Annotated in this window: 15 protein-coding genes; 14 read left to right on the forward strand and 1 reads right to left on the reverse strand. The window is 46.2% G+C overall.

From position 1 onward, the window contains the following. Positions 1 to 224: 224 nt before the first annotated feature. From I2H87_RS00005 to I2H87_RS00045, 9 genes are all read left to right on the forward strand, one after another. Positions 225 to 536: a hypothetical protein gene (locus I2H87_RS00005; RefSeq protein WP_044954804.1), complete on the forward strand. Its 312-nt coding sequence runs from the start codon at positions 225 to 227 to the stop codon at positions 534 to 536. A gap of 3 nt (positions 537 to 539) precedes the next feature. Further along, complete coding sequence (locus I2H87_RS00010; protein ID WP_117550518.1) at positions 540 to 1586, forward strand: V0D/AC39 family V-type ATPase subunit; 1047 nt, start codon at positions 540 to 542, stop codon at positions 1584 to 1586. Further along, positions 1583 to 3541, forward strand: coding sequence for a V-type ATP synthase subunit I (locus I2H87_RS00015; protein ID WP_054704083.1), 1959 nt, complete (start codon positions 1583 to 1585; stop codon positions 3539 to 3541). The genes I2H87_RS00010 and I2H87_RS00015 overlap by 4 nt, the downstream gene beginning before the upstream one ends. A gap of 122 nt (positions 3542 to 3663) precedes the next feature. Then, positions 3664 to 4098, forward strand: coding sequence for an ATP synthase subunit C (locus I2H87_RS00020; protein ID WP_009267525.1), 435 nt, complete (start codon positions 3664 to 3666; stop codon positions 4096 to 4098). Position 4099: 1 nt separating this feature from the next. Further along, entirely contained in the window at positions 4100 to 4408 is a 309-nt protein-coding gene (locus tag I2H87_RS00025) for a V-type ATP synthase subunit F (protein WP_022152055.1), read from the forward strand. Positions 4409 to 4426: 18 nt separating this feature from the next. Beyond that, positions 4427 to 5014, forward strand: coding sequence for a V-type ATP synthase subunit E (locus tag I2H87_RS00030; RefSeq protein ID WP_195609050.1), 588 nt, complete (start codon positions 4427 to 4429; stop codon positions 5012 to 5014). Next, positions 5007 to 6773 carry a V-type ATP synthase subunit A gene (locus I2H87_RS00035; RefSeq protein ID WP_009267522.1) on the forward strand — a complete coding sequence of 589 codons (1767 nt, stop codon included), beginning with the start codon at positions 5007 to 5009 and terminating at the stop codon, positions 6771 to 6773. Before I2H87_RS00030 ends, I2H87_RS00035 begins: the two co-directional genes overlap by 8 nt. A 14-nt stretch (positions 6774 to 6787) precedes the next feature. Next, positions 6788 to 8173: a V-type ATP synthase subunit B gene (locus tag I2H87_RS00040; protein ID WP_009267521.1), complete on the forward strand. Its 1386-nt coding sequence runs from the start codon at positions 6788 to 6790 to the stop codon at positions 8171 to 8173. A gap of 48 nt (positions 8174 to 8221) precedes the next feature. Next, on the forward strand, positions 8222 to 8860 hold the full coding sequence (locus I2H87_RS00045; protein ID WP_009267520.1) for a V-type ATP synthase subunit D: 639 nt from the start codon (positions 8222 to 8224) through the stop codon (positions 8858 to 8860). Positions 8861 to 8939: 79 nt separating this feature from the next. Here I2H87_RS00045 and I2H87_RS00050 read toward each other — a convergent pair whose 3' ends face one another. Continuing rightward, on the reverse strand, positions 8940 to 9344 hold the full coding sequence (locus I2H87_RS00050; protein ID WP_009267519.1) for a MerR family transcriptional regulator: 405 nt from the start codon (positions 9342 to 9344) through the stop codon (positions 8940 to 8942). Positions 9345 to 9517: 173 nt separating this feature from the next. On the opposite strand from I2H87_RS00050, the gene I2H87_RS00055 reads away from it, so the two are divergent. The 5 genes from I2H87_RS00055 (at position 9518) to I2H87_RS00075 (ending at position 13206) form a co-directional block, all read left to right on the forward strand. Continuing rightward, positions 9518 to 10396, forward strand: a complete 879-nt coding sequence (locus tag I2H87_RS00055; protein ID WP_330611382.1) for an aldo/keto reductase — start codon at positions 9518 to 9520, stop codon at positions 10394 to 10396. Between the two features lie 234 nt (positions 10397 to 10630). Further along, positions 10631 to 11005, forward strand: a complete 375-nt coding sequence (locus I2H87_RS00060) for a GntR family transcriptional regulator (protein WP_009267517.1) — start codon at positions 10631 to 10633, stop codon at positions 11003 to 11005. Between the two features lie 3 nt (positions 11006 to 11008). Then, complete coding sequence (locus I2H87_RS00065) at positions 11009 to 11866, forward strand: ABC transporter ATP-binding protein (protein ID WP_054704035.1); 858 nt, start codon at positions 11009 to 11011, stop codon at positions 11864 to 11866. Between the two features lies 1 nt (position 11867). Next, positions 11868 to 12518: an ABC-2 transporter permease gene (locus I2H87_RS00070; RefSeq protein WP_054704037.1), complete on the forward strand. Its 651-nt coding sequence runs from the start codon at positions 11868 to 11870 to the stop codon at positions 12516 to 12518. Positions 12519 to 12534: 16 nt separating this feature from the next. Continuing rightward, positions 12535 to 13206 carry a response regulator transcription factor gene (locus I2H87_RS00075; protein ID WP_195609051.1) on the forward strand — a complete coding sequence of 224 codons (672 nt, stop codon included), beginning with the start codon at positions 12535 to 12537 and terminating at the stop codon, positions 13204 to 13206. Positions 13207 to 13277 lie beyond the last annotated feature (71 nt).

Consider the following 13277-nt stretch of genomic DNA (forward strand, 5'->3'; position numbering starts at 1 on the left):
GGAAAGTAATGATTTTGATTCATTTATGAAATTCGCAGTGTAGTTTTGTGCAATTTTTTAAATTTGCTCATTTATAGATCATAGCATGTCTTGTCCGGAGGGTCAAAGACAAAATGACGAAAATTTCCACGGAATACGGTTATTTTTTTCACATATCGTCGTTGACATTTCGTGAAAAAGGTTTAGAATATTATCAGCGATTAAGGATTACAGGAGGAAAAAATATGGACTCTATTGTAAAGAAATTATCGGAAATAGAATCTGCCGCCGCAGCGATCGTGAGACATGCGGAGGAGCAGAAAGAAGTCCTGGATCATGAATTTCGTGAGAAACGGAATCAATTTGACGAAGAACTTGAAAAAAAGACGATGGAGAAGATCAATGAGATCCGTTCAGAACTGGAAAAGACAACTTCTTCACTTCTGGATGAACAGAGCGGAGAGAACAATGATTCGATCGCACTGTTGAAACAGCAATATGAGATAAATCACACAAAGTACGCGAAGGACATTTTAAAACGGATTACAGAGGTATAAGCCATGGGAAATCTACTTACTTACAGTGGAATCGTAACCAAGATCCGTGCGATGGAAGCAAGACTTTTAAGAGAAGAGAATTTCGTGGAGATTGCGAACCTGCACAGCGTACCGGAAGTCGTGAATTATCTGAGAGATAATTCTTCCTATGCGTTTGTGCTGGGAAATCTGGATGAAAGTCAGCTACACCGTGGAGATATCGAAAAGATTCTGATCGGGCAGCTTTATTATGACTATTCCAAGATTTATCGTTTCTGCAATCTGGAACAGAGGAAGTTCCTGAAATTGTATATCAAGCGATATGAGATCGATCTGATCAATTATTGTTTCCGGATCGTGATCAACCATTATGAACAGCCGTTTGACCTGAACTATAAGAAACAGTTTTTTGACCGCTATTCGCAGATTTCGATCGAGAAGCTGATCACGTCCAGAACGACCGATGAACTGGTTGAGAATCTGAAAGGTACGGAGTATTACGAACCACTCAGCAGACTCAGGGACAAACCGTCGATTACTTTGTTCGACTATGACCTGACGCTGGATCAATATTATTTTTCACAGGTCTGGAAAGACCGGAAGAAGGTACTGAAAAAGAAAGAATTGGAACTGTATACGCGTGACTGCGGCACGAAACTGGATCTTTTGAATCTGCAGTGGATCTACCGTGCGAAAAAGTATTACCATATGCAGGCGGCAGATATTTATTCGCTGCTTGTTCCGATTCACTACAAATTAAAAACAGAACAGGTAAAAGATCTGGTTGAATCTCCGTCATTGGACGAATTTGAAGTGCAGATCCAGAAGACATATTATGGAAAACGCTATCAGTTCAGCGGGGAACTTACGATCGAGCAGACCTATACGGAGTGTCTGCATAAGCTTTATGTATTAGACAAGCGCAGAAATCCGTATTCGATCGCGGCGATCAATACCTACCTGTTTTTGAAGGAAGAAGAACTCAGAAAGCTGACTACTGTCATCGAGTGTATCCGCTACAATCTTACACCGGGCGAGACGTTGGCCTACGTGGGAGGGAAAGCTATATGATCGTAAAAATGAAATTTATCAACATCTCCGGACCGCGGGATGACATTGACCGGGTAACGGATCAATACCTCTCCCGATATGAGATTCAGTTGGAGTCGGCGCTCTCTGAATTGAAATCGGTCCAGAATCTCCGTCCGTTTGTGGAACTGAATCCATACAGAGATTCGCTTGCGTTAGCCAATCAATTCGTAAGTCTTCTGGAAAATGCGGACGATGTGACGCCGGATGCTTCGATGGGACTGGATGATATGTTTGAACTCGTCCGGATGACCAACGACGATTATCTGGAGATTCAGGAAAAGAAAGAAAAATTAAAGCGCAGGATCGAAGAAAACCGCGGGAAACAGCAGATCATCGCACCGTTTCGACCGCTGGACTGCAATCTGCAGGATGTACTCGATTACAAGTATATCAACTTCCGTTTTGGTAAGATCCCGATCGAATACTATCATAAGATGCAGAAATATCTGATGGACGATCTGGGAGCGATCTTCGTGGAGGGAGAGCGGGATGAAAGTTCCGTATATGGCGCGTATTTCGTATCTCCCGGGGAATCACTGAAAGTCGATGCGGTATTCCGCTCTCTTCATTTTGAGCGGGTAGCGCTGCAGGGCGGATTTGACGGTACGCCGACGGAAGCATTTATGCGTCTCGACCGTGAGATCAGCAAGATGGAAGATCAGATTCGGGATCTGGATAAAGAAGCGGCAGAAATGCTGACAGAACGCGCTCCGCAGCTTGTCGCGGCGCAGAAACGTCTGGAAGAACTGACCAACAACTTTGACGTTCGTAAACTTGCGGCGCGCATGCAGGATAACGAGGAAGATTTCTACATTTTGTGCGGATGGATGGCAGAGGATGACGTCGCCAAATTCCTTGATGAGATCAAGAATGACGAGAAAGTCTTTGTTGTTGTGGAAGATGACAGGGACAGTTACTTTGGCGAGCCGCCAACCAAACTGAAGAACCCGAAACTGTTCAAACCATTTGAGATGTATGTACAGATGTACGGACTTCCGGCTCACAATGAGATGGATCCGACGGTCTTCGTCGGACTGACGTATTCCTTTATTTTCGGCGCGATGTTTGGAGATGTGGGACAGGGACTTCTGCTCGCGATCGGCGGCGGACTTCTCTACTGGCTGAAAAAGATCCCGTTGGCGGGAATCATCGGCTGCGCGGGAGTGTTCTCCACATTCTTCGGATTTATGTTTGGAAGTATCTTTGGATTTGAAGATATCATTGAACCGATGTGGCTTCGTCCAATCGACAGTATGATGACGCTTCCGTTTATCGGAAAGCTGAACACGGTGTTTATCGTGGCGGTCGCATTTGGTATGGGCGTGATCATCTTGGCGATGATCCTTCATATTATAAATGCGGCGCGCAGTAAAGACATCGAGGGAACATGGTTCGATGTCAACGGTGTGGCGGGATTGGTGTTCTATGCATCGGTTGTCGCAACGGTCGTACTGTTCATGACAGGACATAAGACTCCGGGAGCGGTCGTTCTTGCAGTGATGTTCGGTGTGCCGCTGCTTTTGATCTTGTTCAAAGAACCTTTGACAAAGAAGATCCAGAAGCGTGCGGACAAAATGGAAGAGAGTAAAGCGATGTTCCTTGTACAGGGATTCTTTGAATTGTTCGAGACATTGCTCAGCTACTTTTCTAATACACTTTCATTCGTCCGTATCGGAGCGTTTGCCGTCAGCCATGCGGCAATGATGGAAGTAGTACTGATGCTTGCAGGTGCAGAGGAGGGAAATCCGAACTGGATCATCATAATCCTCGGAAACTTGTTTGTCTGCGGTATGGAGGGACTGATCGTCGGTATCCAGGTACTTCGTCTGGAATACTATGAGATGTTCAGCCGGTTCTATCGCGGTTCCGGTCGGGAGTTCCATCCATATACAAAGACGGCTCCGAAGAAAAAGAAAAAAGGAGCTGCCAGATAACGGTATTTTGCGGTGAAAGCCGCTGAATCAAATCCTTGTATGCGTAAAAGCGTACAAAAAGATATATATTTCAGAAAGATACACATTTCAGAAAAGAACAGGAATCAAAGGAGGATTTCATTATGACTTTAGCAACAAAAATCATCTTAATCACAGCATTGATCTTAAGCATCATCATTCCTTTCGGATATTATCTGATTGGAGAGAAAAACAAGAAACGCTATAAAAGAACGATCGGCGTGAACGCATTCTTCTTCTTTGGCGCATTTGCGATCGCATCTGTAATGCTTCTCGGCGGACCGCAGGTAAACGCAGCCGCAGCAGCAGATACAAGCGCAGCATTGTCAACAGGTCTTGGCTATATCGCAGCCGCTCTGGTTACCGGTTTATCCTGTATCGGTGGTGGTATTGCCGTAGCGAGCGCAGCAAGCGCAGCCCTTGGCGCAATCAGCGAGGACTCCAGTGTGCTCGGTAAATCCTTGATCTTCGTAGGTCTTGCGGAAGGTGTATGTCTGTACGGACTGATCATCTCCTTCATGATCTTAGGTAAATTATAATATGAAAATGTATTTGATCAGTGATAATGTCGACACATACACAGGGATGCGGCTTGCAGGCGTGGACGGAGTTGTCGTGCATGAGCGTGACGAACTCCGCGAAGCGCTGGAGAAGGTACTGACCGACAAGACGGTAGGAGTTGTTCTTCTGACCGAGAAATTCGGACGGGAATTCCCGGACATTCTCGATCAGTTCCGCCTGGATAGAAAACTTCCCCTGCTGGTCGAGATTCCTGACCGACACGGAACCGGCCGTAAGAAAGACTTTATCACATCTTATGTTACAGAAGCGATTGGCTTGAAATTGTAGGAAAAGGAGGAAACCCTCTTGACGCTGGAAGAAAAAATCGCACATCTGCAGGCCACTTCGATGGAGGAGGCCCGCGCGGAGGGAAATGCAATCATTGATTCTTACCGCGAAGCGCTGCAGAAAGTGTTTGATGATCATAAAGAGGAAGCGATGCTTCAGTCTGAAACACGCATCAAAGCGGAGACTGTCAATGCAAGACAGCAAATCAATCAGGCATCCGCAAAGGCTCAGTTGGAGTTGAAACGCAGACAGAGTAAGATTCAGCTGGAACTGAAAGACAAGGTGTTTGAGGAAGCCTGTGCGCTTGTGCAGGACTATATGAAGACAGACGCATATGAAGATTATCTGCTTAAATGTATCCGCAAAGCGGTTGCATTTGCAGATGGAGATCAGATGACAATTTATATTAACCCATCCGATGAGAATTGCCGTTTTTCACTGGAAGACGCGAGCGGCGTTCAACTGACTGTCAGTTCGGAAGATTTTATCGGGGGGATCCGCGCGGTCATCCGCGAACGGAATATTCTGATCGACAATTCATTTAAGACACAGCTGCGCAATGAATACGACAGCTTTTTATTCTCGGGAGGTGACGGAATTGCTTAAAACTGGTACTATTTACGGAATCAACGGTCCCGTCATTTACCTGAAAGGAAATACCGGTTTCCGTATGTCGGAGATGGTTTATGTGGGACATGAGAAACTGGTCGGAGAAGTGATCTCTCTGGACAAGGATCTGACAACGATCCAGGTATATGAAGAGACGACGGGGCTTCGTCCGGGCGAGGAAGTGACCGCAACAGGAAGCGCGGTTTCTGTTACGCTTGCACCGGGAATCCTGAACAATATTTTTGATGGAATCGAGCGTCCGCTGGAAAAGATCGCAGAGACCGGCGGCGCGTTTATCACACGCGGTGTCAGTGTGGATAACCTGGACCGCACAAAGAAATGGTCGGCGCATCTGACCGTTTCTGTCGGAGACTATCTGCACGGCGGCGACATCATCGCCGAAGTGCCGGAGACACGCGCGATCGTGCACAAATGTATGGTTCCGCCGGATCTGGAGGGAACGGTTCTTTCGGTTGTCCCGGACGGCGAGTATACGATCGACGAGGTGCTCGTTGTGATCGAGACTTCGGAGGGTGTGAAAAAAGAGCTGACGATGACGCAGCGCTGGCCGATCCGTGTGGCTCGTCCGACGCATCACCGTTTCCCGGCATCCATCCCGCTTGTAACCGGACAGCGTATCATCGATACGATGTTCCCGATCGCAAAAGGCGGTACGGCTGCGATCCCGGGAGGGTTCGGAACAGGAAAGACAATGACGCAGCACCAGATCGCAAAATGGTCTGACGCTGATATCATCATTTATATCGGATGTGGAGAGCGTGGAAACGAGATGACACAGGTTCTCGAAGAGTTCAGTGAACTGACAGATCCGAAGAGCGGAAATCCGCTGATGGATCGGACGACACTGATCGCCAACACATCCAACATGCCGGTTGCTGCCCGTGAGGCAAGTATTTACACCGGACTGACATTGGCAGAATACTATCGTGATATGGGATATGACGTGGCGATCATGGCAGACTCCACATCCCGTTGGGCAGAGGCCTTGCGTGAGTTGTCCGGACGTCTGGAAGAGATGCCTGCGGAAGAGGGATTCCCGGCATATCTGGCATCCAAGCTGTCCGCGTTCTACGAGAGAGCCGGAATGATGCACAACTTAAACGGAACCGACGGTTCGGTTACGATCATCGGAGCGGTATCTCCGCAGGGCGGTGACTTCTCCGAGCCGGTGACACAGAACACGAAGCGTTTCGTGCGCTGCTTCTGGGGACTGGATAAGAGCCTTGCCTATGCGAGACATTTCCCGGCGATCCACTGGCTGACAAGTTACAGCGAGTATCTCGGCGATCTTGCGCCGTGGTATCAGGATCATGTATCTCCGAAGTTCGTTGATTACCGGAACCGCCTGATGGCGCTTCTGAACTCCGAGAGCAGTCTTTTAGAGATCGTAAAACTGATCGGAAGCGATGTGCTTCCGGATGATCAGAAGCTGATCCTTGAGATCGCCCGTGTGATCCGTCTTGGATTTTTGCAGCAGAATGCGTTCCACAAGGACGATACCTGCGTTTCTATGGAGAAGCAGTTCCTGATGATGGACACGATTTTGTATCTTTATAAACAATGCCGTGCACTTGTGACGATGGGACATCCGATGTCCGTACTGAAGTCGGAAAATATTTTCGAGAAAGTCATCGCGATCAAATATGACGTGCCGAATGACCGTCTGGAAATGTTCGCGCAGTACCACAAGGATATTGATGAATTCTATCAGCGTGTGCTGGAGAAAAATGCGTAAGGAGGGAATTTGCGATGTCAATTGAATATTTAGGACTGAGCAGTATCAATGGTCCTCTGATCGCGTTGGAGGGCGTGCAGGATGCTTTTTACGATGAGATCGTGGAATTTGTCGTAGACGGCACAGAGCGCAAGATCGGACGTATTGTCGAGATTTACGAGGACAAAGCCGTGATCCAGGTGTTCGAGGGATCCGAGAATATGTCTCTGAAAAATACACATACCCGTCTGACCGGACATCCGATGGAGATCGCACTCTCCCCGGATATGCTGGGACGGACGTTCAACGGAATCGGTCAGCCGATCGACGATCTGGGACCGATCACTTCCACATTGAAGCGGGACGTCAACGGTCTGCCGCTGAACCCGGTGGAACGTGAGTATCCGCGTAACTATATCCACACCGGAATTTCCGCGATCGACGGTCTGACAACACTGATCCGTGGTCAGAAGCTGCCGATCTTCTCCGGAAACGGTCTTCCGCATGACCAGCTTGCAGCGCAGATCGTAAAACAGGCTTCCCTCGGTGAAAATTCCGACGAGCAGTTCGCGATCGTATTTGCCGCGATGGGCGTCAAGCATGACGTTGCGGATTTCTTCCGCCGTACGTTTGAGGACAGCGGTGTTGCCGATCACGTTGCGATGTTTTTGAACCTTGCAAACGATCCGGTCGTAGAGCGTCTGATCACGCCGAAAGTGGCGCTTACCGTTGCGGAATATCTGGCGTTTGAACAGAACATGCACATTCTGGTCATTCTGACGGATATGACTTCTTTTGCGGAGGCGATGCGTGAGGTATCTTCTTCCAAGGGAGAGATTCCAAGCCGTAAAGGTTTCCCGGGATATCTGTACAGTGAACTGGCAACGATCTACGAGCGTGCCGGAATCGTGCAGGGCGTGAACGGATCTGTGACACAGCTTCCGATCCTGACCATGCCGAACGATGATATCACACATCCGATCCCTGACCTGACCGGATATATCACGGAGGGACAGATCGTACTGGATCGTGAGTTGAACGGACAGTCGATTTACCCGCCGATCAATATCCTGCCGTCACTGTCCCGTCTGATGAAAGACGGTATCGGAGCCGGATATACGAGAGAGGATCATCAGGATCTGGCGAACCAGTTGTTCTCCGCTTACGCAAAAGTAGGAGACGCAAGAAACCTTGCATCCGTTATCGGTGAGGACGAACTGTCTCCGATCGACAAGAAATATCTGGAGTTCGGAAAAGAATTTGAGACACGTTATATCGGACAGGGCATGAACGAGAACCGAAGCATGGAAGAGACTCTGGATCTTGGATGGGAGCTGCTGGGACTTCTTCCGAGAGAAGAACTTGACCGTGTGGATACGAAGATACTGGATAAGTATTATAAGGCAAAACCGGAAGACTGATCTTCCGGCGGCGCCTGATTTCACAACGATCACGAGAGGAGGCATTCTATGGATCCGCGTACGTTTCCCACAAAAGGAAATCTTATGCTTGCAAAGAATTCCCTGACGCTTGCGAAACAGGGATACGATCTGATGGATAAGAAACGTAATATTCTGATCCGGGAGCTGATGGATCTGATCGATGAAGCCCGGGACATTCAGAACGAGATTGACAGTACATTTACTCATGCGTATGAATGTCTGCAGCGTGCCAATATCGAGCATGGGATCAATATGGTCGCGCAGCTTGCTTATACGGTGCCGATCGAAAATTCCATCACGATCCAGACACGAAGCATCATGGGAACCGAGATTCCGCATGTGCGTTATACCCCGGCAAATGAGATGCCGACTTATTCGTTCAGCACAACGAGAGAATCGATTGACCAGGCGACAAAAGCATTTCAGAAAGTAAAAGACCTGACGGTGAAGCTTTCGATGGTGGAAAATGCCGCGTACCGTCTGGCTACGAATATCAAGAAGACACAGAAGCGTGCGAATGCGCTTCAGAATATTACCATTCCGATGTACACACAGCTTGTATACAACATTACCAATGCGCTGGAAGAAAAAGAGCGTGAAGAGTTTACGAGACTGAAAGTCATCAAACGAATGAAACAGAAGAAAGAGGCGAGAGCAGCCGGCTGAGATATAAAAACCCCTCACAGAGATCTGAAGGCAGAGGAAGCCGGATCTTCGGTGAGGGGCTTTGTTGTACCGGGGCAGATCACGTTTCTTTTGGTATGTCGATCAGGTTGCTTGTGTATGGGATCTTTCCGGACAGGACGTCGTCGTAAAATTGCTGTTTTCCGTCGATATAGTCAATACAGTTCTCAACTTCACGCAGTTTCCTTTCCAATAATTCTTTCTTTTTAGCCAAAATCTGTTTGCGTTCGGGAATGGAACGCTCGCCTTTGAAGCACAAGGCGACGTATTCTTTCATTTCCACGATTCCCATGCCGCATCGTTTCAGACAAGACAGGCTGTTGATCCATGCCACATCCCTGTCGTCGAAAACTCTGTAATTGTTTTCATTTCGTTTTACATTGGGAACCAAACCCTCATTGCAGTAATATTTTAATGTCTCATATTTCATACCGGTCAGATCACAGACTTCTTTCATCGAATACATCAAGCTAGTTTCCTCCTGTCAGTTTTTACACACGGATGTGATAGATTTTGGCAATGTGTTTTTGAAATAAAATTTTTGAAACAGATTCAAAAAAAGGTTGACCGGTAGTTACTACCGGGTATTACAATATCATTGTAATAAAAAAAGAGATCAATTGCAAGGAGTGACAGAGAATGGATCATGGTATGGAATATGTAACATTAAATAATAGAGTGAAAATGCCGAAATTAGGATTTGGCGTGTTTCAGATCGCAAAGGAGGACTGTGAACGCTGTGTGTTAGATGCGATCGAAGTCGGGTACAGACATATCGATACTGCGCAGTCTTACCGCAATGAAGAAGAAGTAGGAAATGCCATTATGAAATGTGGCGTTCCACGGGAAGAGCTTTTTATTACTACGAAAGTATGGATCGATAATTATGGTTATGAAAAAGCAAAGCATTCCGTATTGGATTCCATGAAAAAGTTAAAAACAGAATATCTGGATCTGGTATTGCTTCATCAGCCGTTTGGAGATTATTATGGGGCATACAGGGCTTTGCAGGAATTATATAAAGAGGGAAAAATCCGGGCGATTGGTGTCAGCAATTTTTATCCGGATCGGCTGGCGGATATGGTTGCGTTTAACGAGATCGTTCCGCAGGTAAACCAGGTGGAGACAAATCCGCTTCACCAGCAGATCGACGCGCAGGCGAATATGGTAAAAAGAAATGTACAGATGGAAGCTTGGGCGCCTTTTGGCGAGGGGCGGAATCATATGTTTTCCAATCCGGTTCTTTTGGCGATCGGAGAGAAATACGGAAAATCTGTCGCTCAGGTAATCCTGCGCTGGTTAATGCAGAGGAATATTGTCGCTTTGGCGAAATCAACGCATATAGAAAGAATGAAAGAGAATCTTGATATTTTTGATTTCAAATTGTCGGAGCAGGACATGGCATCGATCAGTAAATTGGATGCAAAAGAGAGCTTATTCTTTGATCATCAAACACCGGAGGCAGTGGATATGTTTGTCAGTATGATCGGTGAGAGACGGAAGACTGAAGAGAAGTAGATAAATTGATATAGATGAAAAAACAGGCATTTTGGCGAAAATCTCTGAAAAGATTTCAGGGGGAAAACGCGGAGATGTCTGTTTTTTATTGCTTAGAGACAAACTGTATATATAGTATATTGACAGATAGTACATGATAAGATATACTGTACTTGTAACTTAAGTACAGTATATACGTATATCATACTCAAAGTGAATTTTTCCTTTGAAATAATGAAAAAGGAAGACCGTATTATGGAAATTATTTTAAGTAATGTGAGCAGCAAGCCGATTTATGAACAGATCACAGTTCAGATCAAAGGGATGATCATGAGCGGGGAGCTGAAGCCGGGAGATGCGATGCCATCGATGAGAAAGCTGGCAAAGGAGCTGCATGTCAGCGTGATCACGACACAGCGGGCATATGACGATCTTGTAAAAGACGGCTTTATCGTGACGGTTCCGGCGAAAGGGACATTTGTTTCGGCTCAGAATCAGGATTTTATAAGGGAGGAAAATCTCCGGAAGATCGAAACGCTTCTGACGGAAACGGTTGAGATCGCAAAGCAGAATAACGTGTCGGAGGAGACATTGAAAAATACATTGGAATTGTTGTATCGGGAGGGATAAAGAGTGGAAAATGCAGTTCAGATTAAAAATTTGACAAAAGAATACAAAGATTTTTCTTTAAAACAGATCACAATGAATATTCCGAAAGGTTGTGTGATGGGATTGATCGGAGCAAACGGAGCGGGAAAGTCCACATTGATCCAGTCAATTCTCGGACTGCTCAAGGCGGATTACGATGAAATTTTTATACTTGGAAAGGATTTGAAGACGAAGGAGCGGGAGATCAAAGAGGATATTGCGGTGATCTTCGATGTAAGCCATTACAACTTGCAGTATACGCCGGCATTTATCGGGAAAATATTAAGCGGTGTGTACAAGAACTGGGATATGGGTCTGTATACACAATATTTGAAACGGTTTGATCTGCCGAAAGATAAAAAGATTAAAAAGTTCTCCAAAGGAATGAAGATGAAATTGGAGTTTGCGATCGCATTCAGTCATGCGCCGAAGTTATTGATTTTAGATGAGGCGACCAGCGGTCTGGATCCGATCTTCCGGGATGAGATACTGGAACTGATCCGGGAGTTTACGGAGGACGAAGACCATACGGTACTGTTGTCATCCCATATTACAAGTGATCTGGATAAGATTGCGGATTACATTGCATTTATCCATGAGGGTGAACTTCAGTTTGTAAAGACGTATGATGAACTGCGGGATCATTACGGGATTCTGCATTGTGGCAAAGATTTCTTTGAATCGATGCGGGAGGAAGATATCGTATCCTTTAAAAAGGAGCCGTATGAGTATAAAGTACTTGTAAAAAATAAGAGCGAGATTTTAAACGTATTTCCGGAACTGGAGATCGAGCGGGCGTCGATTGAAGACATCATGTTATTTTATGTAAAAGGAGAGATGTGAAATGCTGGGGATTTTGAGAAAAGATTTGTATGATACATTTTTGATTCCGAAAAATATACTGTCCAATGGATTCGGGTATTTATTTATGTTCTTGTTCGCCTATCTTTTAGGACCGAATTATTATATGATGATGGTGTTTATTATGCTTGCGATTCCGGCAACCTCGGTGATGGTTTTGCAGGCGGCGATCGAACAGGATGAAAGTGTGAGGTTTGACGATGTGCTGCTTACCTATCCGATCAGTAAAAAGCAGATCATCCTGACCCGATTCTGTGGCAATCTGATCGGGATCCTGCTGAACATGGCGCTTTCTTTTCTGCTGATGCTGGGCTATGTATATGGCGGAAAAACAACGGATATTCAGAACGGTATCTTTATCTGGCTGGCGGGCTGTGTGATCTCCTTATATGCGGTGGCTGTATTCAGCGTAGGTTTTTATCTGCTTGGAAATAAAAAAGGAACGATCGTGTATGTTGTTTCTATTTTAATCTGGGCATTTCTATATGTAATCCTACGTTTTGTAGCGCCGTGGGAGAAGATACTGGCATTTGGGCGGTGGAATCTGCTTGGAATTGCTTTTGCAGTCGCGATCCCTTTGCTGGCGCTTAGTTATTGGGGATGTCTGAAAATCTATGAGAAAAAGCATTCCTGAAAGGAGGCGAAAGGATATGTATCGGATCTTGATCGTGGAAGATGACAGAGGGATTGCGGAATCCATACGGGAACAGGCGAATATGTGGGGATTTACAGCGAAATGTGCGGCAAAATTCAGCAATATCATGGAAGAGTTTGCCGCATTTGATCCGCAGCTTGTACTTCTGGATATTTCGCTTCCTTTTTATAATGGTTATCATTGGTGCGCGGAAATCCGTAAGGTTTCAAAAGTTCCGGTGATCTTCATCTCTTCGGCGTCGGATAATATGAATATCGTAATGGCGATGAATATGGGCGCCGATGATTTTATTGCGAAGCCGTTTGATCTGAACGTGTTGATCGCGAAGATCCAGGCGCTTCTCCGACGAACCTATGATTTTGGAAATACGGTTCCGGTGCTGGAGCACCGCGGCGCGATCTTAAATACCGGAGACAATACGCTGACCTATCGGGAGGAGAAGATCTCACTGACCAAAAATGAATACCGGATCTTATTGGCGCTGATGGAGAATAAGGGGAAAGTAGTCAGCCGCGAACGATTGATGGAGCGTCTGTGGGAAACGGACTGTTTTGTAGATGACAATACGCTGACCGTGAATATCAACCGGCTTCGGAAGAAGCTGGATGGGGCGGGACTGGAAGAGTTTATCGTGACGAAATTCGGCAGGGGGTATTTGGTTGAGTAGAGAGAAGTTTGAATATTTGCATTTGAGTTTTCTAACCGTTTTTCTAACCAAAATTTGACAAGAATGGTTAG

It is taken from the genome of Mediterraneibacter glycyrrhizinilyticus (genome assembly GCF_015560805.1).
Taxonomy (GTDB): Bacteria; Bacillota; Clostridia; order Lachnospirales; family Lachnospiraceae; genus Schaedlerella; species Schaedlerella glycyrrhizinilytica_A.